Raw genomic sequence first — 23,812 nt, 5'->3', positions numbered from 1 at the left:
GAGGCCGTTTCACGTGAAACAGCGACCGGCCGCATAAGGTCGGAGGCATGAGCCTGCGCCTGAGCACCGTGATCCTTCCGTACCGTCGCTGGCACGAGGGCGGACGGTCGGCCTGGACGAGGGCCGAGCAGCTCGGCTTCCACACCGCGTACACCTACGACCACCTCTCCTGGCGCAGCTTCAGGGACGGCCCGTGGTTCGGTGCCGTCCCGACCCTCACCGCCGCCGCGGCCGTCACGGAACGGTTGCGTCTGGGCACCCTGGTCACCTCGCCGAACTTCCGGCACCCGGTGACGCTCGCCAAGGAACTGATCTCCCTCGACGACATCTCCGGTGGCCGGATCACGCTCGGCATAGGAGCGGGCGGCACCGGTTTCGACGCCACGGCACTGGGCCAGGAGCCCTGGACTCCGCGTGAGCGGGCGGACCGGCTGGGCGAGTTCCTGCCGTTGCTGGACCGGCTGCTGACCGAGGACGCCGTGTCCTACGTGGGCGACTTCTACTCGGCCCATGAGGCGCGCAACATCCCGGGGTGCGTGCAGAGGCCCCGGTTGCCGTTCGCGGTGGCCGCGAACGGTCCGCGGGGGCTGGCGCTCGCCGCACGGCACGGACAGGCGTGGGTGACCACCGGCGACCCGAAACTCTTCGAGAGCGGCACTGCCGAGCAGTCGGACCGGGCCCTGCGGCAGCAGGGGGACCGGCTGGCCGACGCCTGTGCCGCGATCGGCCGCGAGGTGGGCGAGCTGGACCGGGTGCTGCTCACCGGCTTCACCCCGGAGCGCAACCGGCCGCTGGAATCCGTGGACGCGTTCGTGGACTTCGCCGGACGCCACCGGGCCCTGGGCTTCACCGAACTCGTCGTCCACTGGCCGATCGCCGACTCGGACTTCGCCGCGGACGAGAAGGTCTTCGAACGGATCGCGATGGAGGCACCGGCGCAGTTGAAGGAGTGACGGCGGGGAGAGGAGAGCTACGCTTGCGAGCCGTAGCTCACATATGTGCGGACCTGCGCACGGGCGTGCACACATATGCGTGACAATGACCGGGTGACCTCAGCGACCCGAAAGCCCGAGCCCCCGGCCGCCGCCACCCGTCCGCGCCTCATCGCCACCGACCTCGACGGCACCCTGCTGCGCGACGACAAGTCGGTCTCGCCGCGCACGGTCGCCGCGCTGGCCGCCGCGGAGAAGGCGGGCATCGAGGTCTTCTTCGTCACCGGCCGCCCCGCCCGCTGGATGGACGTCGTCAGTGCCCACGTGCACGGGCACGGCCTCGCCATCTGCGGAAACGGCGCCGCCGTGGTCGACCTGCACGGTGGCCCCGGCAGGCACCGGTTCGTGAAGGTCCGCGCACTGCCCCAGGAGAACGCGCTGGACGCCGTACGGCTGCTCCGGGAGGCGGCGCCCGGCACGGTGTACGCGGTCGAGCAGACGTACGGCTTCCACCAGGAACCGGCCTATCCGAAGCTGCACATGGAGGACCCCGACGACCTCCTGCCCGCCGAGAAGATCCTTGCCCCGGGCGGGCGCGCCGCCGCCGAGCCCGTTCTCAAGATCCTCGCCTACCACCCGGAGCTGGACCCCGACGCCTTCCTCGCGCTGGCCCGCCTCGCCATCGGCGACCGCGCCAACGTCACCCGGTCCAGCCCCAGCGCCCTGCTGGAGATCAGCGGTCCCGAGGTCTCCAAGGCCAGCACGCTCGCCCTGTGCTGCGCCGAGCGCGGCATCTCGCACGAGGAGGTCGTCGCCTTCGGCGACATGCCGAACGACGTCGAGATGCTCACCTGGGCGGGACGGTCGTACGCGATGGGCAACGCGCACCCGGACGTGGTCGCCGCCGCATCGGGGCGGACGGTCGCCAACAACGACGACGGGGTGGCCGTGGTGATCGAGCGGATGCTCGCGGACCTGCCCTGACGACCCGCCCCCGCGGACGTCCCGCCCCTCGGCACGTCGAGTCCCGTCACGCCAGCGGCACCCCACGCGCCGACAGCCACGGCACCGGGTCCAGGGCCGAGCCCATCTCGGGTGTGACGCGCACCTCGAAGTGCAGGTGGGGCCCCGTGGAGTTGCCGGTGGTGCCGGACTGGCCGATCCACTGCCCTGCGCGGACCCGGTCGCCCTGGTCGACGGCGACGGCGGCGAGATGGGCGTACTGCGTGTAGTAGCCGCCCGCGTGCTGGACGACCACCTGGATGCCGAAGGCCCCGCCGCAGGACACCTTCAGGACCCGGCCCGCGCCGACCGACCGCACCGGTGTCCCGACCGGCACCGCGAAGTCCTGGCCGGTGTGCCGGTTCGCCCACCGGGACCCACCGCTGCCGAACGACGCCGACAGCTCGTAGGTGTCGACCGGTGCCACCCAGGACCGGCCGGCGGTGATGTCCGGCTGGTCGAGACGGACCGCGCCGGGGCACGAGCCGGCCGCGACGGAGGAGTCCGCCCGTCCCTCCAGCCGTGACCGGGCCGCCTCCAGCTTGCCCTCGATCTTCTTCTTCAGCCGGGCCAGGCCGGCGTTCCGCTTCTCCAGCGTCCGCCACGCCGCCTGCGCCCTGGCCTCGTCGGCGGTGAGCCGGGCCTCGGCCCGCAGGTTCTCGCCGACGGCCCGGTCGACGGCCTGATTCGCGCGGGACACCGCCCGCTGGCCGCGCATCATCTCCTCGGGGTCGTCGGCGAGCAGCATCCGCGCGGTGAGGGGGAGACCGCCGCCGCTGCGGTACTGGGCGCGGGCGATGCGGCCAAGGTCCTCGCGCAGGGCGTGGGTCTTCCGCCGCTGCCCGTCGAGCCGCCGCTCGTACTCCAGGGCCTTCGCCCGTTGTTCCTCGGCCGCGCGCCGCCCGTCCTCGTACTGCCGGGTGGCCGTCGCGGCCTCCTCGTACAGGCGCGCCACCTGCGGGCCGAGGGCGGTGCCGGGTCCGTCGTCCCCGTCCGTGCCGTCGGTGGGGCGGGCCGCGAGGACAGCGAGTGCGCACAACAGCACCGGAACGAGCAGCGGACGCCGGCGGGGTGAGGGCATGTCAGCGATCGTGGACCGGCGCGGGGCCCCGGGTCTCGTCCGGGTCGTACGAGTGGGGGACCCGTTGCCGCGAACGGCTCAGTGCGGCTGCTGCACCCGGGGCACCACGACGCCGGACGTGCTCAGTACGGCGCTTCCCACAGCACCGTCGTGCCCGTGCCGTCCGCACCGATGCCCGGCCCGAGCCGACTGGTGCCGCCCAGGCTCTCGGCACGGCGCTCCAGGTTGTGCAGCCCGCTGCGCCGGCCGCCCGCCGGGATGCCGACCCCGTCGTCCGCGACGGTCAGCCGGACACCCGGCCGGCCGTCCCGCAGGGTCGCCGTCACGTCCACGACCACCTCGATCCGTCCCGCGTGGGCGTGCCGGAAGGCGTTGGACAGGGCTTCGCGCAGTGCGGCGATGAGGTTCTTGCCGGTCAGGTCGCCGACGGCGGTGTCGACCGGGCCGACGAAGCGGTGCGTGGGCGTGAAGCCCAGCGGCACGGCGGCCATGGTGATCTCGCGCAGGACGCGGGTGCGCAGCCCCGCCGGCGCCTCGGCCGGCTGTTGCAGCGCGAAGACCGCTGAGCGGATCTCCTGGATGGTGACGTCGAGTTCGTCGACGGCTCCGCCCACCCCCTCCCGCACGTCCGGCGCGGCCGACCTGCGCTGGGCGCTCTCCAGCATCATGCCCGTCGCGAAGAGCCGCTGGATGACGAGGTCGTGCAGGTCCCGGGCGATCCGGTCCCGGTCCTCGTACACGGCGAGCCGTTCCCGGTCGCGCTGGGCCTCCGCCAGGGTGAGCGCCAGCGCCGCCTGCGAGGCGAACCGGTCGCCGAGGGCGCGCTCCGTCCGTGTGAACGGGCGCTCCCCCCGGGCGCGGGGCATGACGAGGCTCCCGAGGACGTTCCCGTCCCTGCACAGCGGCAGCAGCATGACCGGCCCGTACGAGCGCGCCGGTCCGTCCTCCAGGCGGGGGTCGGTAGCGGCGTCGTCCACGAACACGGGCCGCCCGGCGAGCAGTTCCGCGACAATGCCGTTCTCCGGCGGGATGACCTCGCCGAGGGCGTTCGTGGGGTGCGGCGCGTCGACGGCCACGATCTCCAGTCCGCCCTCGTCGGCCGGCAGCAGCACGATCCCGGCGGCGGCCCCGGCGAGTCGACGGGCCTGCTCGGCGACGGTCTGGAGGGCGTCGTCGATGTCGCCTCCGGCCAGCAGGGCGGTGGTGACGGCAACCGATCCGTCGATCCAGCGCTCCCGCTGCTGAGCGGCCTCGTGCAGACGCGCGTTGCCGATGGCGATGCCGGCCTCCGCGGCCAGGACCCGGACCACGGCGAGGTCGTGGTCGTTGAAGGGTTCGCCCGCGTGCTTGTCGGTCAGGCAGAGGGTGCCGGCACTCTCACCGTCCACCCGGATGGGGACTCTCAGGAACCCGTGCTTCGGCATGTGCCGCGCGGTGAGAGTGCACGAGCGCCGGTCCTCGGTCCGGTCGGCGGGCCACACCGCCTCGGCCTCGCCGACGCATGTGCCGAGCAGGTCCGCCCGGCCGTCCGGGAGGTGGCCGACGCAGCCGACGGTCGTCCCGTCGGCGCCGTGGTGCACGACGTCGGCCGTCCAGCCGCCGTCCTCGTCGACGACGACGGCCGCGTACCGGGCGTGCGCCAGGTCGGCGGCGGTCTCGCAGATCCGCTGCAGCGTGGTGCGCAGCTCCCGTCCGCTGCCGACGGACCGCATGGCGTCCAGCAGTTTCGGCACCCGTGCCAGGAGTCCGGCCGACACCTCCGCACGGGACGGGGGGGTGCCCGGGGGCGGTACTGGAGGCATGACCCGAGCCTAATCACGCCCTTTTGTCAGGGAAAGTCGGATTCTGGTATCTCTTCCCGGAGCCATGGCCTGCTCGACCGGTCATGGCGCTCCCACCAGCAGTTCCGCCGCTTCCTCGCGCCGGGCCAGCTCCCGCAGCGCCCCGGGTACGGCCGTCAGCTCCGCGTACGTACCCCGTTGCACGACCCGGCCCCGGTCGAGGACGATCACCTCGTCCACCTCCCGCAGCCCCGCCAGCCGGTGCGTGATCAGCAGGGTCGTACGGCCTTCGGTGGCGGCCAGCAGATCGGCGGTGAGCGCGTCGGCGGTCGGCAGGTCGAGGTGCTCGGCGGGCTCGTCGAGCACCAGGACGGGGAAGTCGGCGAGCAGCGCCCGGGCCAGGGCCAGTCGCTGGCGCTGCCCGCCGGACAGCCGGGCCGCGTGCTCCCCGACCAGCGTGTCCAGGCCGTCGGGCAGGCTGTCGGCCCATTCCAGCAGCCGGGCCCGCGCCAGCGCGTCGCGCAGTTCGCCCTCGGTCGCGTCCTTCCTGGCCAGAAGCAGGTTCTCGCGGACCGAACTGTCGAAGAGGTGCGCGTCCTGGGCGCACAGCCCGATGAGCCGCCGTACGTCGTCACCGGCCAGGGCGCGGGCGTCGACACCGGCCAGCGTGAAGGAGCCCGCGTCCGGGTCGAGGAAGCGCAGCAGCACCTGGGCCAGCGTCGTCTTGCCGGCCCCGGACGGTCCCACCACGGCGATGCGGCGGCCTTCCGCCAGCGTCAGGTCCAGCCCCGCCAGCGCGTCCCGGTCCTGACCGGCGTGCCGGGCGGACAGGCCCTTGAGGACCACGGGGAACGGCGAGGCGGGTGCCTGCCGGGGCGTCTCCGGTTCCCGCACCGGCTCCGGGGCGTCGAGCACCTCGTACACGCGCTCGGCGCTCCGGTGCACGCGCTGCCGGTACTGCACGGCGAGCGGCAACCCGAGTACGGCCTCGAAGGCGGCCAGCGGGGTGAGGACGACGACGGCCACGGCCACGCCGGCCAGCCGGCCGTCGGCGACCGCCTGAACTCCGACGAGGGCGGCGCCCGCGACCGTCAGGCCGCAGACGAGCGCCGTGAGTCCGTCCCCCAGCGCGGTCGCGGTGGCGGCCCGCGAGGCGATCCGGGTGAGCACGCCGTCGGCCCGCCGTGCCTCGGCGGCCCGCCCGGGCAGGGCGCCGGCCACGGTCAGCTCGGCGGTGCCGGTGAGCAGGTCCGTCACCCGGGTGGCGAGCGCGCCCCGGGCGGGGGCGAGCCTGCGCTCGGCGTGCCGTGCCACGGCGGCGGTGACGAGCGGGACGCCGGCACCGGCCGCGAGCAGGCCGGCCGCGAGTACGGCGCCCGCTTCCGGCAGCAGCCAGGCGGTGAATCCGACCGACGCGACGGAGACGACCAGCGCACCGCCGACGGGAAGCAGCCAGCGCAGCCAGTAGTCCTGAAGAGCGTCGACGTCGGCGACGAGCCGGGACAGCAGGTCGCCCCGGCGGCTGCGGCCCAGCCCGGCGGGAGCCAGCCGCTCCAGCCTCCGGTACACGGCGACCCGCGTGTCGGCCAGCATCCGCAGCACGGCGTCGTGCGACACGAGACGCTCCGCGTAGCGGAACACGGCCCGCCCGATGCCGAAGGCGCGCGTCGCCGTCACGGCCACCATCAGGTACAGCACCGGAGGCTGTTCGGAGGCCCGCGAGATGAGGTAACCGGAGGTCGCCATCAGGCCGACGGCGCTGCCGAGGGCCAGGCTGCCGAGCAGCAGCGCGAGGCCCAGCCGCCCGCGCCGGGCACCCGACATGGCACGGACCCGGGACAGGACACCGCCCCGGCGGGCATCGAGAGCGGCGTCGGCGGGCTCCGGTGCGCCGAAGGAGGCGGGAGCCGGGGTGCGGGGGCTTTCCTCGGCACCGGCCCGTCGGACGTCGGTGGCGCCGGACGCGGCGACGCTCACCGGCGTCTCCAGCCGCACCACCCGGTCGGCCACCTCCAGCAGCGCCGGACGGTGCACCACCAGCAGGACCGTCCGCCCCCGGGCCAGCCTGCGCACGGCGTCCACGACCTCGGCCTCGGTGACTCCGTCCAGGGCCGCCGTCGGCTCGTCGAGCAGCAGCACCGGCCGGTCCGCGAGGAACGCGCGGGCCAGCGCGAGCCGCTGCCGCTGTCCGGCGGACAGACCGGTTCCGTCCTCCCCGAGTACCGTCTCCGTGCCCTCGGGCAGCGCGTCCACGAACTCCAGGGCGCCCGCGTCCCGCAGGGCCCGCCGCAGGGCGGTGTCGTCGGCGTCGGGCCGGGCCAGCCGTACGTTCTCCGCGATGGTGCCGGCGTACAGGTGCGGATGCTGCGGCACCCAGGCGACGCGGGCGTGCCACGCAGCCACGTCGAGGGAGGCGAGGTCGGTTCCGCCGACCCGGACCCGCCCGGCGGCCGGGGAGACGAAGCCGAGAAGGGCGTTCAGGAGCGTCGACTTGCCCGCCCCGCTGGGGCCGACGAGCGCCACGGTCTCTCCGGGCTCGACGGTGAGGTTCACGTCCGTGACGGCGTCCGCGCCGCGTCCCGGATAGCGGACCGTCACGTTCTCGAAGGCCAGGGCACCTTCCGAGGGAACCCGGCCGGTCCCCGACGCCGGCACGGGGTGCTCCAGCACCGAGAAGATGTCCTCTGCGGCGGCGAGGCCCTCGGCCGCCGCGTGGTACTGGGCGCCCACCTGCCGCAGTGGCAGGTACGCCTCGGGTGCGAGGACGAGCACGACCAGGCCGTCGTACAGCTCCATGTCTCCGTGGACCAGGCGCATGCCGATGGTGACGGCGACGAGCGCCACGGACAGCGTGGCGAGCAGTTCCAGCGCGAAGGACGACAGGAAGGCGATCCGCAGGGTCCGCATGGTCGCCTGGCGGTACTCGCCGGTGATCCGTTTGATCGACTCGGCCTGGGCCTTGGCCCGGCCGAAGACCTTCAGCGTCGGCAGCCCCGCGACCACGTCCAGGAAGTGCCCGGACAGCCTCGACAGCAGCCGCCACTGACGGTCCATCCGGGACTGGGTGGCCCAGCCGATCAGCATCATGAAGAGCGGGATGAGGGGCAGGGTGCCGACGATGATGGCCGCCGAGACCCAGTCCTCGGTGACGATGCGGGCCAGCACCGCCACGGGCACGACGACTGCGAGACCCAGTTGGGGGAGATAGCGCGAGAAGTAGTCGTCGAGGGCGTCGACACCACGGGTGGCGAGGGCGACCAGCGATCCGGTGCGCTGGCCGCTCAGCCAGCCGGGGCCGAGCGCGGTGGCCCGCTCCAGCAGCCGGCCCCGCAGCTCCGACTTCACCGCCGCGCTCGCCCGGTGTGCGGCGAGTTCGGTGAGCCAGCCCACCAACGCGCGGCCACAGGCCACGGCCACCAGCAGAAGGAGAGGGGTACGGAGCCCGGCGGCGCTCATGTCGTGCTGGAAGGCTCCCACCACCACCTCGGCGATGAGCATCGCCTGCGCGACGAGCAGCCCTGCTCCGACGGCGCCCAGGGCGACGACCGCCGCCAGGAAGAGCCGGGTGGCGCGGGCGTACCGCAGAAGACGTGGGTCGATGGGTTTCACGTGAAACAGACCTCCCTGCCCGACGGGGGCGTTTCACGTGAAACGCCCCCCGCTGGACTCAGTGCGCGGCGTCGGCGAGGTGCTGGGTACCGATGCGCTTGCGGAACACCCAGTACGTCCAGCCCTGGTAGAGCAGGACGACCGGGGTGGCGATCACGGCCAGCCAGGTCATGATCTTCAGCGTGTAGGCGCTGGACGAAGCGTTGGTGACCGTGAGGCTCCAGTCCGGGTTCAGCGTGGACGGCATGACGTTCGGGAAGAGCGTCAGGAAGAGCATCGCCACGGCGGCCACGATGGTCACCCCGGACAGGGCGAACGACCAGCCCTCGCGCCCGGCCCGGTTCGCCAGCAGCGCGGCGACCAGGGCGGCGACGGCCACCACGAGGGCGACCAGGCTCTTGGCGTTCCCACTGTCGGCCTGGGTCCACAGCAAGAAGGCGAGCGCCAGCACCGCCGTCACCAGTCCCACGCGCAGGGCCAGGGTCCGCGCCCGTTCACGGATCTCACCGACGGTCTTGAGCGCGGTGAACACCGTTCCGTGGAAGGTGAACAGCGTCAGCGTCACCAGGCCGCCGAGCAGGGCGTACGGGTTGAGCAGGTCCCAGACCGAGCCGACGTACTCCAGGTTCCGGTCGATCTCCACACCGTGGACGATGTTGCCGAAGGCCACGCCCCACAGGAACGCGGGGATCAGCGAGGTCCAGAAGATCGCTGTCTCCCAGTTGCGCTGCCACGTCTCCTCGGGCCGCTTCACGCGGTACTCGAAGGCGACTCCCCGGACGATCAGGCAGACCAGGATGACCAGCAGGGGGAGGTAGAACCCGGAGAAGAGCGTGGCGTACCACTCCGGGAAGGCGGCGAAGGTCGCACCGCCGGCCGTGAGCAGCCACACCTCGTTGCCGTCCCACACGGGACCGATGGTGTTGATCAGCACCCGCTTCTCGGCCCGGTTCCGGGCGAGCAGCTTGGTGAGCACTCCGACGCCGAAGTCGAAGCCCTCCAGGAAGAAGTAGCCGGTCCACAGGACGGCGATCAGAACGAACCAGACGTCGTGCAGTTCCATGACTGTGCAGCTCCCTCGGCCTAGTACGAGAAGGCCATCGGCTTGTCGGCGTCACGGAGGTCGCCGCCGATCTTCGTGGGCGGGTTGAGGTCGTCCTCGGTCAGCTCCGGCGGTCCCGCCTTCACGTACTTCGCCAGGAGCCTGACCTCGATGACGGCCAGGACGGCGTACAGCAGGGTGAAGACGGACATCGAGGTGATGACCTCGGCGGTGGAGACACCGGGGGAGACCGCGTCGCGCGTCTGCATGACGCCGTAGACGACCCACGGCTGGCGGCCCATCTCCGTGAAGATCCAGCCCCAGGAGTTGGCTATCAGGGGGAAGGCCATCGTCCACAGGGCGAGCAGCCAGTACATCCGGGAGAGCCTCGCCCCGAGCGGCTTCTTGAGCAGCACGAGATGCGGGACCTCGTCCTCCCCGGTACGCAGGGCCGGTGGCAGCAGGAACCGCTTCCGTGTCAGCCACAGGCCCAGCAGGCCGAGCGAGAAGGACGCCATGCCGAAGCCGATCATCCAGCGGAAGCCCCAGTAGGCGACGGGGACGATGGGCTTGTAGTCACCGGGGCCGAACTGTTCCTGGAGGGCCTTGTTGGTGTCGTTGATGCCGGGGACGTAGGAATCGAAGTCGCTGTGTGCGAGGAAGGAGAGCAGTCCGGGGATCTCCAGGGCCACCTTGTTGTGCCCCTTGTCGACGTCCCCGTAGGCGAAGACCGAGAACGGTGCCGGCTCCTCGCCGTCCCACAGGGCCTCGGCGGCGGCCATCTTCATCGGCTGCTGCTCGTACATGACCTTGCCGAGGGTGTCGCCGCTGACCGCGGTGAGCAGGCCGCCGACTGCCAGGGTCACCAGGCCGAGCCGGAGCGAGGTCCGCATCACCGGGATGTGCTTCTTGCGCATCAGGTGGAAGGCGGCGATGCCGACCATGAAGGCGCCGCCTGTGAGGAAGGCCGCCGAGAAGCTGTGGAACACCTGGTTGAGGGTGGTGTTCTGGGTGAGGACCTGCCAGAAGTCGGTGAGTTCGGCGCGGCCCTTCTCCTCGTTGATCCGGTAGCCGACGGGGTGCTGCATCCAGGAGTTCGCCGCGAGGATGAAGTAGGCGGACAGCAGGGTGCCGATCGAGACCATCCATATGCAGGCCAGGTGGATCTTCTTGGGCAGCTTGTCCCAGCCGAAGATCCACAGGCCGATGAAGGTGGACTCGAAGAAGAAGGCGATCAGCGCCTCGAAGGCGAGCGGGGCACCGAAGACGTCGCCGACGAAGCGGGAGTAGTCGGACCAGTTCATGCCGAACTGGAACTCCTGCACGATGCCGGTGACGACGCCCATCGCGATGTTGATCAGGAAGAGCTTGCCCCAGAACTTGGTCGCCCTGAGGTACTTCTCCTTCTCCGTACGGACCCAGGCGGTCTGCAGTCCGGCCGTGAGGGCGGCCAGCGAGATCGTCAGCGGGACGAACAGGAAGTGGTAGACGGTCGTGATGCCGAACTGCCATCGCGCCAGCGTTTCCGGCGCCAGAGCCATGTCCACGTCTTCACTCTCCTCACATCGCCACACCACCGTGGTCAGCGGCGGTTTGAGCGCGTTTGTCACGCCCAACACAGGCGCAATCGGGACACGCTTGTGAACGCGTTCACATTCACAAGCAATTATGACCTACTGCTTTTCGACACCGGAAGGGGGGTCCCCTGTGACGTCAACCCCTTCGCAGGGATCTCCACAAACTGTTGAATCCGAAGCCGCCGGCCGACGGCGGGGTCACGGCGCTCCGCGCCACTCGGGGGCACGCCGAGGCACGCCGAAACGACGACTCGCGGGGCGGCATGAGCCGTCCCGCGAGTCGTCATTCCCGCGTCGTCGTGCGCGCGTTGTGTACGTCGTCGTGCGCGCCTCGTCGTGCCCGCCTCGTGAGGTCTAGAGCTGCTTGCGGAACTCCTCCGACGCCTTCAGGAAGATGTCGTTCGCCTCGCTCTCGCCGACCGTCACGCGCACGCCCTCACCCGCAAAGGGCCGCACGACCACACCGGCCTGCTCACAGGCTTCGGCGAAGGCGAGCGTGCGCTCCCCCAGCCGCAGCCAGACGAAGTTGGCGTGGGTCTCCGGCACCGTCCAGCCCTGCGCGCGCAGCGCGTCGACCACGCGCGTGCGCTCGCACACCAGCGAGCCGACCCGGCCGATCAGCTCGTCCTCGGCGCGCAGTGAGGCGATCGCCGCCTCCTGCGCGATCTGGCTGACCCCGAAGGGCACCGCCGTCTTGCGCAACGCCGCCGCCACCGGCTCGTGGGCGATCGCGAACCCGACCCGCAGGCCGGCCAGGCCGTATGCCTTGGAGAAGGTCCGCAGGACGCAGACGTTGGGCCGGTCACGGTAGAACTCCACGCCGTCCGGCACCTCGGCGTCGCGGATGAACTCGCGGTAGGCCTCGTCCAGGACCACCAGCACGTCGCCCGGTACCCGGTCCAGGAAGCGCTCCAGCTCCGCCCGCCGCACCACCGTGCCCGTCGGGTTGTTCGGGTTGCAGACGAAGATCAGCCGGGTCCGGTCGGTGATCGCGTCCGCCATCGCGTCGAGGTCGTGCACCTCGCCCGGCGTCAGCGGCACCTGTACGGACGTCGCACCGCTGATCTGTGTGATGATCGGGTACGCCTCGAAGGAGCGCCAGGCATAGATCACCTCGTCGCCGGGGCCCGAGGTCGCCTGGATCAACTGCTGGGCCACCCCGACCGAGCCGGTACCGGTGGCCAGGTGGGAGAGGGGCACACCGAAGCGGTCCGACAGCTCGGCCATCAGCGACGTGCAGGCCATGTCCGGGTACCGGTTGAAGGAGGAGGCGGCGGCGGTCACCGTCTCCATCACCCCCGGCAGCGGCGGGTAGGGGTTCTCGTTGGAGGACAGCTTGTAGGCCACCGGGCCGTCGGCCGCGGCGGGCTTGCCCGGCTTGTAGGTGGGAATCCCTTCCAGCTCGGCGCGCAGCTTGGGGCTCTTCTCGCTCACCGCAGTCCTCCTCATGACCACCACCGGCATCGAATACTTCTCACCTTATGAGGATTCGCCGTCGCTGCGTATAGGTGCGCGAGTGCGACCGGACCCGGTCCGGGGGCGACGATGCCTCGTCCGTCACAGCGGCATCAGGGACACCAGCACACGAAGGCGCACGATTCGGGGGGCGCGCCGCACATATATCTACGCGCCGGTGGCTCACGCCGTGGCGCGCATCCCTCGTGCAGGTGAGTTGAGACCTCTTCGCAACATCAGCCACCCCACAGGCCCTCACTGGTCAACGCGTCAGGTAATGGGATGAGTGGACCCAACTGGCTTGCTTTCCAAGGGCGTTACCCTTAAATGATCATGCAGAAACGTGACTGTCAACGCGTGCATATGCGTCCGCACTACCCCACCCCATGAGCCCTACTATCGGCTCGCCATGACAGCAGCAGGGAAGCACCAGGTGAGCCGCGCGGAAACCTCACGTCGAGGCAGCCGGCCGGGTCGAGCGGGTATCAGGGACGTGGCCGCCGCCGCCGGAGTGTCCATCACTACCGTCTCCGACGCCCTCAACGGCAAGGGCCGACTCCCGGATGCCACCCGGCGCCATGTGCGCGAGGTCGCGGACCGACTGGGCTACCGGCCCTCGGCCGCCGCCCGCACGCTCCGCACCGGCAAGTCCGGACTGATCGGCCTGACCGTGACGACGTACGGGGATGAACCTTTCACCTTCACCGAGTTCGCGTACTTCGCCGAGATGGCGCGCGCCGCCACGTCCGCCGCGCTCGCCCGCGGCTACGCCCTCGTCATCCTCCCGGCGACCTCCCGTCACGACGTGTGGTCCAACGTCGCGCTCGACGGCACGGTCGTCATCGACCCCTCGGACCACGATCCGGTCGTCAGCGAGCTGGTGCGCCAGGGCTTACCCGTCGTGTCCGACGGCCGACCCGTCGGCTCCCTGCCGGTGACCGCCTGGGTCGACAACGACCACGAGGCGGCCGTCCTCGGCATCCTCGACCACCTCGCCGACGCCGGCGCCCGCAGGATCGGCCTGCTCACCGGCACCACGACCGACACGTACACACACCTGTCGACCACCGCCTACCTGCGCTGGTGCGAGCGCGTCGGCCAGGACCCGGTGTACGAGGCCTACCCCGCGCACGACCCGTGTGCGGGCGCGGTCGCCGCCGACCGGCTGCTGGCCCGCCCCGACCGGCCCGACGCCGTCTACGGCCTGTTCGACCCGAACGGCACCGACCTGCTCGCCGCCGCCCGCCGCTACGGACTGCGCGTCCCCGAGGACCTGCTGCTGGTCTGCTGCAGCGAGTCCACCGTGTACGCCAGCACCGAGCCGCCCATCACCACCCTGTCGCTCAAACCGCGGCGCATCGGCACCGCCGTGGTCCAGGTCCTCATCGACGCGATCGAGGGGCTGAACTCCGACGAGCCGGTCGAGCAGGTGATACCGACCGAGCTGATCGTGCGCACGTCCTCGCAGCGGCGGCGGCCGCCGCGCACGACGGTCAGCCCGCCGCGGTCGCCGGAGGGCGAGTAGGGCGGCAAGGGCAAGGGCGCAGGGCCCCGGCGCGGTGCGGATCCGGGTCCCGGTCTCACGCCCGGCCGAGTCGTACGGCGACCCGGCCGCCGACCGGTGACCCATCGCCGTACGTCCACCGCCCGCTGCCGCATGCCACAGCAGCCCACGCTGAACCCGTTGCGGCATGCCGCACGCCGCAGCGACACGCCGCGACGCGCCGCGGAACGCGCCTACCGCGCGGCGGAGCAACGCACCGCGCGGTGGCGCGTTCCGGCCGGGAGGCGGGAATGAACGGCGCGGAAGGGCGACACGGTGCGACGGCGAAACAGGGCGGCGCACGCCACACCCGGCACCTCCGGCACACCGGCGGGCCACGGTCGCGTACGGACGAAGCCAGGCTCAATCGGGGCGAATGCCGCGGCGAACCGCAGTACTGTCCTGATTCACCACCCCTGGGTCATCACACAGCGCGATCCGCATTCCTATGATGGGCCCACACACCGCGGGCCGCTGCGACCAGGCAGTCCGAAGCGGTGCAGATGCGGCGCGATGGTGGAGGGGTCGATGACTCAGGGGGCCGGTCAGGGACCCGAGGTGGAGCGGACGGCGACGGTGCGGGACTTCCGGGTACCCGCGTACGTCCACGGTGCCGCTCCCTACGCCGCCCCCGGCACGCACACGGGCGAGTCGGCGCCCCCCTCCGAGGCGGCCGAGGAGGCCCTGCCGGAGGGGTACACGCCCACTCAGCGCGATCTGCCCGTCATCCGTCGGGGTGACACGGTTCAGGTCACGGTCGACCCCGAGCCGGTCGCGGTGCAGCAGCAGGCAACCGGCCAGGGACCCCTCTTCGTCGTCGGCGACGTCCACGGCTACCTCGACGAACTGCTCGCCGCCCTGCGGGAGAAGGGCCTCGTCGACGACGCCGGCCAGTGGTGCGCGGGCACCTCGCGGCTGTGGTTCCTCGGCGACTTCACCGACCGCGGCCCGGACGGCATCGGCGTCATCGACCTCGTGATGCGGCTGTCCGCGGAGGCCGCCGCGGCCGGCGGCTACTGCAAGGCGCTGATGGGCAACCACGAACTGCTGCTGCTCGGCGCCAAGCGGTTCGGCGACACCCCCGTCAACTCCGGCGCGGGCACCGCCACCTTCCAGGCCGCCTGGCTGCTGAACGGCGGCCAGAAGACCGACATGGACCGCCTCCAGGACCACCACCTGCAGTGGATGGCCCGCCTCGACGCCATGGAGGAGGTCGACGACCACCTCCTGGTCCACTCGGACGCCACCACGTACCTCGACTACGGCCGTTCCATCGAAGAGGTCAACGACACGGTCCGCGAGACGCTCACACGCAACGACGCGGAGGAGGTGTGGGACCTGTTCCGCAAGTTCACCAAGCGCTTCTCCTTCCGCGACGAGGGCGGCGCCGACGCCGTGCGCTCACTGCTGGACACCTACGGCGGCAGCCGTATCGTCCACGGCCACAGCCCCATCCCCTACCTGCTGGGCGAGGTCGGCTCCGAGGACGGCGAGGACGACACCCGTACCGTGGTCGAGGGACCGCACGTCTATGCGGACGGCCTGGCCATCGCGATGGACGGCGGCGTGACCATGGCCGGAAAGCTGCTGGTCCAGCAACTCCCCCTGGAATCCTGACCGTTCCCGGGAGGGGTTTTACGGCGGTGCCGTCGGTACCGACGGCAGCCAATTTCCGGAAACCCCCTGTCACCCTCCACCGTCACCGCTCTACCATCGGCTTATCCGTAGCAGGCTCCCCTCCGTTTCTGCCCGACGGCTCGTTGGCATGCGAGCCCCAAGCCCTACGGAGCATCGGGGGATGCACATGAACAGCGTTCCGCAGTACCTGTCGAACGAGGACCGCCAGGAGTACGAGCGGGTCCTCGACGAGGCGCTGCGCTCCGCACCACACCGACCGGAACTCGCCGCTGCCGGTCAGCGGCTCAGCTCCGACCAACTGCGCACCATGGCACTCAACGCCACCGCCCTCATCACGTCGGCGGCCACGAGCGAGTACCAGCACTACGTGAAGGTCCGCGAGGAGATGCGCCGGCCCGCGCCCTCCCACCCGTCGTCCACCGCGAGCGGATCCGGCTCCCAGGAACAGGGCGCGGGCGCGGGCGGACTCGCCGCGACCATGGGCGAGATGGCCGAGACGACCGGCGCGGGGGCCGTCGCCGTCGTCGCCGTCCTGGCGCCGGTCCTGGCCGGCACCGCCGCGGCGATCTTCCTGCTGGTCGGCTACGTCCTGAAGGTGCTGGACCCGGGGCAGACCTTCGCCCAGACCATGCTCACCACGGGATGGGTGTTCGGCGGCTTCACCGCGGTGGCGATCCTCGTCGCCGCCGTGGGCCTGCTGATCACCGCGCTGCGCAACCGCCCTTCCGCCGTGTCCGGCTTCTACGACGCCCGGGACGAGGAGGTGGCCCGGGCCAGGGCCGCCTGGCACGAGGCCCTGCTGGAGCGGGGCATCCTGCCCTTCCTGCGGGAGGCCCTCAACGATCCGGGCACCGCGGCCGCACTGCCCCGCACGGGACCGACGGCCCCGAACGGCGGCCGCATGCCGCACCTCGGCTACGGCCGTCCCGGATTCACCAGCCCCGACGGCGGATCCGACGCGGGCTCGCGTCCGAGCTACTCCAGCCCGGACTACAGCAGCCCGGACTTCGGGGGTCCGGAACACCGGCCCGAATAGCCACCGGCACGGGCGGGCAGCGGCTCAGAGGATGCCCGCCCGGCCGGCGGCAGCGACCCAGGACGGGAACTCGGACAGCAGGCGGTCGTACAGCTCGGGGTCCGGCACGGTTGCGATGTCGTCGACCGCGAAGAAGCCGACGTTGTCGACGCGTCGGCCCGGCAGGGTGTCGAAACGCTCCAGCACCCCGTAGTTGGCGCGCCCCAGCCCGACGAACTGCCAGAAGACGGGTTCCTCCACGGCCTCCCGCAGCTCCCGCTCGATCTCGGCGTTGCGGTAGACACCACCGTCGGAGAAGAACAGCACCAGGGTCGGAACCGGTGCCGGGTGGTCCCGGACGAAGGCCCGGACCTCGGCGATCACCTTCTGCTCCTCGTTCTGGATGCCGACCGCTCGCATGTCGACCTGCTCGGGGTGCAGACCCTTCTTCCTGCCCCGCCGGAACAGGCCGATCTCCCCCACGCGTACGTGCAGCCGCAGCCACTCGGGCAACTCGCCCAGGCGCAGGTCGGGCAGACGCGCCGGGTTCGAGGCGAAGGTCCACGCCTGCATCTCCCCGTCGTCGTCCAACTGCGCGGCCACAGCGGCCATCCGCTCCACGACGTCCGCGACGACGCCCTTGGAGTACAGGAAGGACATGGACCCGGAGGCGTCCAGTACGAGGAGGACGCGTGCCGTGACCCCGGCCGCTCCGTGCTTGCTCAGGCTCACCGCGACCTGCTCCTTGCGCAGGGACAGCCGCTTGCGCATGTCCACGGGCAGGTGTTCCTCGCCCTTGGTGGGACGGGGACCGGCGGCCGGTGACGCACTCGGCGGTAGGGCAGGTGATACGGCAGGTCGTACGAGCGGCGGTACGGCTGGCACCGGGGGAACCGGCGGTGGTACGGGCGCCGCGGGGGCCGCGGGCACGGAGGCAGCAGGTGGGACCGGTGCCACCGCCGGCGCGGGAGCGGGGGCCGGGGCGGGAGCCGGGGCCGGGGCGGGGGCGGGAGCCGGGGGAGCGTCGTCCACGGTGATGCCGAAGTCCGTGGCCAGTCCCGCGAGTCCGGCGGCGTACCCCTGCCCGACGGCGCGGAACCTCCACTTCCCCTGGCGCCGGTACAGCTCACCGCCCACCATGGCCGTCTCCGGCCCGGCCGTGATGTCGAACCGGGCCAGCTCGGTGCCGGTCCCGGTGTCCAGCATCCTCAGCGACAGCCCCGGCACCCGGCCGAACGTCCCGCCGTCCGCCGAGGCGCACAGCACGACGCGCTCGACGGGAGCCTCCACCGCACGCAGATTCACCTCGACGGCATCGCTCGTGACGCCCGCCTCCGGCCCGGGACCGCCCAGCTTGCCCAGGTGCCGCACCGCGCCGGAGGAGTGACGGGGCTGGTTGTAGAAGACGAAGTCGCCGTCGTCCCGCACCCGTCCGGACGAGGTGAGCAGCAACGCCGAGGCATCGACCTCCGGGACGCCCGGCCCGTCCGCCCACACCAGTTCGACGCGCACCGCGGGGAAGTCGACGGCGACGTTGGCACCCTTGCTCAGTGAGGTGGCTGTCATGCGTCCAGTCTGCCGAGCGGCAACCCCGGCCGGGGAGAGGGCCGGCCCCCCAGACCTGTCCCCTCCCCGCACCGCTGCGCTCAGTCCGCGATCGGCAGGTAGACGCGGTTGCCCGCCGCCGCGAACTCCTTCGACTTCTGAGCCATGCCCTCCTCGATCTCGCCCCTGCTGCTGCCGTGCTCCCGGCGGATGTCCTGCGAGATCTTCATCGAACAGAACTTGGGCCCGCACATGGAGCAGAAGTGGGCCGTCTTGGCGGGCTCGGCCGGCAGTGTCTCGTCGTGGAACTCCCGCGCGGTGTCCGGGTCGAGGGACAGATTGAACTGGTCCTCCCACCGGAACTCGAACCGGGCGTCCGACAGCGCGTCGTCCCACTCCTGCGCACCGGGGTGGCCCTTGGCGAGGTCGGCGGCATGGGCGGCGATCTTGTAGGTGATGACGCCGGTCTTGACGTCGTCACGGTTGGGCAGCCCCAGGTGTTCCTTGGGCGTGACGTAGCAGAGCATGGCCGTGCCCCACCAGGCGATCATCGCGGCACCGATGCCGGAGGTGATGTGGTCGTACGCCGGCGCGACGTCCGTCGTCAGCGGGCCGAGCGTATAGAACGGAGCTTCATCACAGATCTCCTGCTGAAGGTCGATGTTCTCCTTGATCTTGTGCATCGGGACATGTCCCGGGCCCTCGATCATGGTCTGTACGTTGAAACGCTTGGCGATCCGGTTGAGTTCCCCGAGCGTGCGCAACTCGGCGAACTGCGCCTCGTCGTTGGCGTCCGCGATCGACCCGGGACGCAGGCCGTCGCCGAGGGAGTACGTGACGTCGTAGGCGGCGAGAATCTTGCAGAGCTCCTCGAAGTTCTCGTACAGGAAGGACTCCTTGTGGTGCGCCAGGCACCAGGCCGCCATGATCGAGCCGCCGCGCGAGACGATGCCGGTCTTGCGGTTGGCGGTCAGCGGTACGTACGGCAGGCGTACGCCCGCGTGTACCGTCATGTAGTCCACGCCCTGCTCGGCCTGCTCGATCACGGTGTCCTTGTAGATCTCCCAGGACAGTTCCTCGGCCCGGCCGTCGACCTTCTCCAGGGCCTGGTAAAGCGGCACGGTGCCGATCGGTACAGGGGAGTTGCGCAGGACCCACTCGCGTGTGGTGTGGATGTTGCGGCCGGTGGACAGGTCCATGACCGTGTCGGCGCCCCACCGGGTCGCCCAGGTCATCTTGTCGACCTCCTCCTCGATGGAGGACGTCACCGCCGAGTTGCCGATGTTGGCGTTGACCTTCACCAGAAACCGCTTGCCGATGATCATCGGCTCGATCTCCGGGTGGTTGACGTTGGCGGGCAGCACGGCCCGCCCTGCCGCGATCTCCTCGCGGACCACCTCCGGCGAGACGTTCTCCCGGACGGCCACGTACTCCATCTCCGGGGTGATCTCGCCGCGCCGCGCGTACGCGAGCTGCGTCACCGCGGTGCCGTCGCGGCCCCGGCGCGGCTGCCGCGGGCGGCCGGGGAAGACGGCGTCGAGGTTCCGCAGGCCGCCGCGGGGCGAGGTGTGCTTGATGCCGTCGTCCTCGGGGCGGACGGGACGGCCCGCGTACTCCTCGGTGTCGCCGCGCGCGATGATCCAGTTCTCCCGCAGCGGCGCCAGGCCCCTGCGGACATCGGTGTCGACGAGTGGATCGGTGTACGGGCCCGAGGTGTCGTACAACGTGACCGACTGCCCGTTGGTGAGGTGCACCTGACGGACCGGCACCCGCACATCGGGGCGCGAGCCCTCGACGTACGCCTTGTGCCAGCCGATGGACTTCCCGGCCTCCGTGGCTTCACTGGTCCCCGCGGCATCCGCCGAGGCGGAATTCTGCGCGGAGTCCTGTGCGGAGGCAGGCGTGCGTGCGTCCTTGATGGTCATGAGACCTACTCCCTACGCCGGCATTACCCGGTAACAGGTTCGGCGGTCGACGCAGCGGCTTCCGTCTCACGGCACTTCGTGGGATACGTCACTCGCCTTCGGAGACGTTTCCCGTGAAACATCGCTGGAACGGAGGTCAGCGCCCTCTCAGCCCGGTGCTCCGAGCTCCCGCGTGTACAAAGGTGCCACCACGCTAGCGCCCATTCGGGCGCGGTGACCAGAGGGCCCCTCCCGTTCTTGCGATGATCGGGCGGTGACCACACCGCAGCATCCCCCCTTCCCGCCGCACCGGCCCGGCCGCGGACCGGGCGCCGAAGAGGACGACGGCCGTGCGACCGGCCCTGTCCCCGTCGTCCCTCACGGCACGCTCGGCGGCAGACCGGAGGCTGACCACGGGCACACCCCGGAGGGCGGCGGACGGGACGCGGGGGGCGGGCACGGGCACTCGCACGCGCACAGCCACGGGCCCGCGGCGCCCGTCTCCCGGCACCTGCGGAAGGTCATCGCCGCGGTCCTGATCCCCTTCGCCGCAGCCGTGTTGGTCGGGCTCGCGGTCCTGTGGCCGGGCGGTGCGCCGCCCCACGAGCGCACGGGTGTCGGCTTCGACCGGCAGACACAGGAGGCCACGGTCACCAAGGTCGTCGCGCTGAGCTGCCAGGCGGCCAATCCCTCGGCCGGCACCCCGACCGGCGACACCTCCACCGCCGAGGGGTCGTCCGCGGTGCAGCAGGCCGAGGGCGAATGCAAGCGGGCCACCGTCCGCGTCGACACGGGGGACGACAAGGGCCGTACGTTCGACGAGATCGTGCAGCCGGACCAGTCACGGCAGTTGCACGAGGGACAGAAGGTGGTGGTCGCCTACGAGCCCTCCGCGCCCAAGGACCTGCAGTACTCGGTGACCGACGTCAACCGTCAACTCCCCCTTGGCCTGTTGGCCGGCATCTTCGCCCTCGCCGTCGTGGTCGTCGGACGACTGCGCGGCCTCATGGCCCTGATCTCGCTGGCGGTCAGTTTCCTGCTGCTGAACTTCTTCATTCTGCCCGCGATCCTGCAGGGCTCGAATCCGCTGGTCGTGGCGGTGATCGGGTCCAGTGCGATCATGCTGATCGCCCTGTACCTGTGTCACGGGCTGTCGGCCAGAACCTCCGTGGCCGTGCTCGGCACCCTGATCTCGTTGCTGCTGATCGGCGTGCTCGGGTCGCTGTTCATCGGCTGGGCCGCACTCACCGGCAACACGGACGACAACACCGGCCTCATCCACGGGCTGTACCCGTCCATCGACATGAGCGGGCTGCTGCTCGCCGGGGTCATCATCGGTTCGCTCGGTGTCCTCGACGACGTGACGGTCACCCAGACCTCGGCGGTCTGGGAACTCCACGAGGCCAACCCGGCGATGGGCTGGCGCGGCCTGTACCGCGCGGGCATCCGCATCGGCCGCGACCACATCGCCTCGGTCGTGAACACGCTCGTCCTGGCCTACGCCGGCGCCGCGCTGCCCCTGCTGCTGCTGTTCTCGATCGCGCAGAGCGGGGTGGGGACGGTCGCCAACAGCGAGCTGGTCGCTGAGGAGATCGTGCGTACGCTGGTCGGCTCGATCGGTCTGGTGGCCTCCGTGCCGGTCACCACCGCCCTCGCCGCCCTGGTCGTGTCGGCTGACCGGCCGACGCGGGCCCCGGAGCCGGCAGCCGGTGCGGGAGCGCCCGCGCGGAGCGGGCGGGGCCGTCGCCGCAAGCGCTGACGCGCCCGGCGAGGCACCCCGCCCCCGCTGCGGGTGTGCGTGCCGGAACGGTTCAGCCCGCGCTCTGCTCCTCCGCCAGGATGCGGTCCAGGGCTTCGTCGAGGTGGCTGTCGAAGTCGGCGAGCGCACCCTCCTGGCCGAGGGGGACGAGCTTGTCGGTGCGGTCGAGGAAGGCCACGAGGGGGGCCGCAGAGGAGCGGAACAGGGCCTGGTCGCTGCCGACCTGAAGGCGGATCAGTACTTCGGCCAACGGCTCGGGGTCGACCGGTGCGATACGCACGTCGCCGTCGCCGCACGGCCGGCCCACCCCGTCGACCAGCAGCTCCCGGCCGAACGCCCAGGTCACCGGCGCGTCTCCGGGCAGATGGAAGGTCAGTCGTACGGCGTAGGGATCACGTGTCTCGTACCGCAGCTCCACCGGGATGCGAAACGAGAGCTCCTCTGACACGAGAAAGCTCATCATGACCTCTGCCTGTACGGACTCGCCCATTCGCCTACCCCGTCATCCGCCGTCGACTGTCCGAGAATCAAACCTCTAACACTGGTGGCATCTTGCTCAACGTACACACCAGATCACAAGGAGTGAGTTTTCAGATACTGATAGAGAGGGCGAGCGAGCCCAGACGCCGCCCCACCTCGTGCTGCAGACGCTGGGCCGCGGGCAGCAAACGGTCCGCCTGGTGGAGGGGCAGGGAGATGGCCATCGTCGCCGCTGTGGTGCCGACGGTGATCGGAATCGCCGCGCAGACCGTCCCCAGCGCGTACTCCTGGCGCTCGGTCACCGGCGTCATCCGGCGCATGCGTTCCAGCCGCTTCAGCAGGCTGTGGCCGTCACGCACCGTGTACGGCGTGATCGGCCGCACCGGGTAGCGGTGCAGGTGGTCGCGGCGGGCGTCCTCGTCCAACTGGGACAGCAGGCACTGCCCGATGGCGTGGGCGTGCCCCGTCTCCCGGAAGTCCGCCCACTCCTCGACCGCCGGGTTGCCCGGGGTGTCGGAGACGCACATGACCTCGATCTCACCCTCCCGGTACATGGCGTAGTACACGGGGACGCCGATCGCGTCGCGCCAGCGCGCCATGGTGTCGACCACCGTGCTGCGACGTTTCTGCTCGGCCCCGGTGCTGCTCAGCCGCTCAGCGGCCTCCCCGAGGAAGAACAGTCCCTTGTCGCGGCGGAGGTAACCCTCGTGCACCAGCGTGCGCAGCAGGTGGTACGCCGTGGGCAGCGCCAGTCCCGTCTCACGGGCCAGCTGCTTGGCGGGGGCGCCGTACTCGTGCGCGGCGACGCACTCGAGCAGGCGCATCGCCCGCTGCACGGAACCGATCAGGGTCGCGGAGGGCGGGTCGGCGGAGGCGGGCGCGGAGGGTGTCCGAGGCGTCGAGCAGGGCTGCACGGGGAGGGCGTGCAGACCGAATGCGGTGTCAGCCGTGGCCAAGGGTCACTCCCGGAACGCGAGGAGGCAGCCCGTGCGGAGAACACGGGTGGGGGTGTACGCCGTTCGCGAGGTCGCCCCCGCGTGGAGTTCCGGACTCTAACCGCCGGTCACCGCTCACCGGCGGCCCGTCCGGGAAACTTCCCCCGCCCGAGGGAACCGGTGGTTCCTGTTACCGCCACCGGTGCCCCGCGCCTCTCACCAGTCGCTGCGCGACGAGGAGCTCGACATGAACTTGCGTACGACGTAGATCAGTCCGCCGACGAGCGCCACGAAGATCAGCAGCTTGAACAGCAGTCCGATCACGAACCCGACCACGGTGGCGATCAGCCCGCCGAACACGACCAGGGCGATGACCGGCACCGCGATCCACTTCACCCACCACGGCAGTCCCGTGAAGATCTCTCGCATCGCCGTTGCCCTTGCCTTTCGGGAGTTCTGGGGAATCCTCTGATGTCCTGCACTCGATGCTAGAGCCGCGAGCGCCTCGGCAGGG

General features: G+C 71.2%; 17 protein-coding genes and 1 riboswitch. Of the genes, 6 read left to right on the top strand and 11 right to left on the bottom strand.

The annotated features are described in order from the left end of the window. Positions 1 to 47 precede the first annotated feature (47 nt). Positions 48 to 953 (top strand): LLM class flavin-dependent oxidoreductase, encoded by a 906-nt coding sequence (locus IG88_RS0114725; RefSeq protein ID WP_031040131.1) that lies wholly within the window; start codon positions 48 to 50, stop codon positions 951 to 953. A gap of 75 nt (positions 954 to 1,028) precedes the next feature. Continuing rightward, positions 1,029 to 1,916 (top strand): HAD family hydrolase, encoded by an 888-nt coding sequence (locus IG88_RS0114720; protein ID WP_031040129.1) that lies wholly within the window; start codon positions 1,029 to 1,031, stop codon positions 1,914 to 1,916. A 46-nt stretch (positions 1,917 to 1,962) separates the two neighbouring features. On the opposite strand, the gene IG88_RS0114715 is transcribed toward IG88_RS0114720, so the two are convergent. From IG88_RS0114715 to hisC, 6 genes are all read right to left on the bottom strand, one after another. Continuing rightward, complete coding sequence (locus IG88_RS0114715) at positions 1,963 to 3,015, bottom strand: M23 family metallopeptidase (protein WP_031040126.1); 1,053 nt, start codon at positions 3,013 to 3,015, stop codon at positions 1,963 to 1,965. 122 nt (positions 3,016 to 3,137) lie between these two features. Beyond that, positions 3,138 to 4,817: a GAF domain-containing protein gene (locus tag IG88_RS0114710; protein ID WP_031040122.1), complete on the bottom strand. Its 1,680-nt coding sequence runs from the start codon at positions 4,815 to 4,817 to the stop codon at positions 3,138 to 3,140. 81 nt (positions 4,818 to 4,898) lie between these two features. Then, positions 4,899 to 8,405 (bottom strand): thiol reductant ABC exporter subunit CydD, encoded by a 3,507-nt coding sequence (gene cydD / locus IG88_RS0114705; protein WP_031040120.1) that lies wholly within the window; start codon positions 8,403 to 8,405, stop codon positions 4,899 to 4,901. Between the two features lie 58 nt (positions 8,406 to 8,463). Beyond that, positions 8,464 to 9,468 (bottom strand): cytochrome d ubiquinol oxidase subunit II, encoded by a 1,005-nt coding sequence (cydB, locus tag IG88_RS0114700; RefSeq protein WP_031040117.1) that lies wholly within the window; start codon positions 9,466 to 9,468, stop codon positions 8,464 to 8,466. 20 nt (positions 9,469 to 9,488) lie between these two features. Then, positions 9,489 to 10,994: a cytochrome ubiquinol oxidase subunit I gene (locus IG88_RS0114695; RefSeq protein WP_031040114.1), complete on the bottom strand. Its 1,506-nt coding sequence runs from the start codon at positions 10,992 to 10,994 to the stop codon at positions 9,489 to 9,491. A 384-nt stretch (positions 10,995 to 11,378) separates the two neighbouring features. Next, positions 11,379 to 12,458 (bottom strand): histidinol-phosphate transaminase, encoded by a 1,080-nt coding sequence (gene hisC / locus IG88_RS0114690; protein WP_031040112.1) that lies wholly within the window; start codon positions 12,456 to 12,458, stop codon positions 11,379 to 11,381. Positions 12,459 to 12,888: 430 nt separating this feature from the next. On the opposite strand from hisC, the gene IG88_RS0114685 reads away from it, so the two are divergent. From IG88_RS0114685 to IG88_RS0114675, 3 genes are all read left to right on the top strand, one after another. Next, entirely contained in the window at positions 12,889 to 14,004 is a 1,116-nt protein-coding gene (locus IG88_RS0114685; protein ID WP_063760613.1) for a LacI family DNA-binding transcriptional regulator, read from the top strand. A 531-nt stretch (positions 14,005 to 14,535) separates the two neighbouring features. Further along, positions 14,536 to 15,639 (top strand): Ser/Thr/Tyr protein phosphatase SppA, encoded by a 1,104-nt coding sequence (gene sppA, locus IG88_RS0114680; protein WP_107452163.1) that lies wholly within the window; start codon positions 14,536 to 14,538, stop codon positions 15,637 to 15,639. 181 nt (positions 15,640 to 15,820) lie between these two features. Continuing rightward, positions 15,821 to 16,696, top strand: a complete 876-nt coding sequence (locus IG88_RS0114675) for a hypothetical protein (RefSeq protein WP_031040105.1) — start codon at positions 15,821 to 15,823, stop codon at positions 16,694 to 16,696. Between the two features lie 24 nt (positions 16,697 to 16,720). Here IG88_RS0114675 and IG88_RS0114670 read toward each other — a convergent pair whose 3' ends face one another. Beyond that, the gene (locus IG88_RS0114670; protein ID WP_031040101.1) at positions 16,721 to 18,241 is read right to left on the bottom strand and encodes a VWA domain-containing protein; all 1,521 of its coding nucleotides are present in this window, start codon (positions 18,239 to 18,241) and stop codon (positions 16,721 to 16,723) included. Positions 18,242 to 18,321: 80 nt separating this feature from the next. Continuing rightward, positions 18,322 to 20,145, bottom strand: coding sequence for a phosphomethylpyrimidine synthase ThiC (gene thiC, locus IG88_RS0114665; RefSeq protein ID WP_031040097.1), 1,824 nt, complete (start codon positions 20,143 to 20,145; stop codon positions 18,322 to 18,324). Further along, positions 20,138 to 20,327, bottom strand: a riboswitch (TPP riboswitch). It overlaps the preceding gene by 8 nt. Positions 20,328 to 20,398: 71 nt before the next feature. Between thiC and IG88_RS0114660 the strand changes: the two genes are divergently transcribed. After that, entirely contained in the window at positions 20,399 to 21,883 is a 1,485-nt protein-coding gene (locus tag IG88_RS0114660) for a YibE/F family protein (protein ID WP_031040093.1), read from the top strand. A 52-nt stretch (positions 21,884 to 21,935) separates the two neighbouring features. Here the strand turns inward: IG88_RS0114660 and IG88_RS0114655 are convergent, their stop codons facing one another. From IG88_RS0114655 to IG88_RS0114645, 3 genes are all read right to left on the bottom strand, one after another. After that, entirely contained in the window at positions 21,936 to 22,373 is a 438-nt protein-coding gene (locus tag IG88_RS0114655) for an SsgA family sporulation/cell division regulator (protein ID WP_007388906.1), read from the bottom strand. Positions 22,374 to 22,473: 100 nt separating this feature from the next. Next, positions 22,474 to 23,187 carry an IclR family transcriptional regulator domain-containing protein gene (locus IG88_RS0114650; RefSeq protein WP_234332149.1) on the bottom strand — a complete coding sequence of 238 codons (714 nt, stop codon included), beginning with the start codon at positions 23,185 to 23,187 and terminating at the stop codon, positions 22,474 to 22,476. A gap of 327 nt (positions 23,188 to 23,514) precedes the next feature. Next, positions 23,515 to 23,727 (bottom strand): DUF5326 family protein, encoded by a 213-nt coding sequence (locus IG88_RS0114645; protein ID WP_030403101.1) that lies wholly within the window; start codon positions 23,725 to 23,727, stop codon positions 23,515 to 23,517. Positions 23,728 to 23,812: the final 85 nt, after the last annotated feature.

The organism is Streptomyces sp. NRRL F-5650 (assembly GCF_000721365.1).
Classification (GTDB): Bacteria; Actinomycetota; Actinomycetes; order Streptomycetales; family Streptomycetaceae; genus Streptomyces; species Streptomyces ardesiacus.
The sequence above is the reverse complement of the archived record's forward strand: the minus strand, read 5'-3'. Positions and strand labels throughout refer to the sequence as shown.

Coding starts and splice junctions, on each gene's coding strand:
- IG88_RS0114655 (WP_007388906.1), bottom strand. CDS start 22,373: ATGGGCGAGTCCGTACAGGCAGAGGTCATGATGAGCTTTCTCGTGTCA.
- IG88_RS0114670 (WP_031040101.1), bottom strand. CDS start 18,241: ATGACAGCCACCTCACTGAGCAAGGGTGCCAACGTCGCCGTCGACTTC.
- thiC (WP_031040097.1), bottom strand. CDS start 20,145: ATGACCATCAAGGACGCACGCACGCCTGCCTCCGCACAGGACTCCGCG.
- cydB (WP_031040117.1), bottom strand. CDS start 9,468: ATGGAACTGCACGACGTCTGGTTCGTTCTGATCGCCGTCCTGTGGACC.
- sppA (WP_107452163.1), top strand. CDS start 14,536: ATGGTGGAGGGGTCGATGACTCAGGGGGCCGGTCAGGGACCCGAGGTG.
- IG88_RS0114675 (WP_031040105.1), top strand. CDS start 15,821: ATGCACATGAACAGCGTTCCGCAGTACCTGTCGAACGAGGACCGCCAG.
- IG88_RS0114710 (WP_031040122.1), bottom strand. CDS start 4,817: ATGCCTCCAGTACCGCCCCCGGGCACCCCCCCGTCCCGTGCGGAGGTG.
- IG88_RS0114645 (WP_030403101.1), bottom strand. CDS start 23,727: ATGCGAGAGATCTTCACGGGACTGCCGTGGTGGGTGAAGTGGATCGCG.
- IG88_RS0114720 (WP_031040129.1), top strand. CDS start 1,029: ATGCGTGACAATGACCGGGTGACCTCAGCGACCCGAAAGCCCGAGCCC.
- IG88_RS0114715 (WP_031040126.1), bottom strand. CDS start 3,015: ATGCCCTCACCCCGCCGGCGTCCGCTGCTCGTTCCGGTGCTGTTGTGC.
- IG88_RS0114685 (WP_063760613.1), top strand. CDS start 12,889: ATGACAGCAGCAGGGAAGCACCAGGTGAGCCGCGCGGAAACCTCACGT.
- IG88_RS0114650 (WP_234332149.1), bottom strand. CDS start 23,187: ATGCGCCTGCTCGAGTGCGTCGCCGCGCACGAGTACGGCGCCCCCGCC.
- IG88_RS0114725 (WP_031040131.1), top strand. CDS start 48: ATGAGCCTGCGCCTGAGCACCGTGATCCTTCCGTACCGTCGCTGGCAC.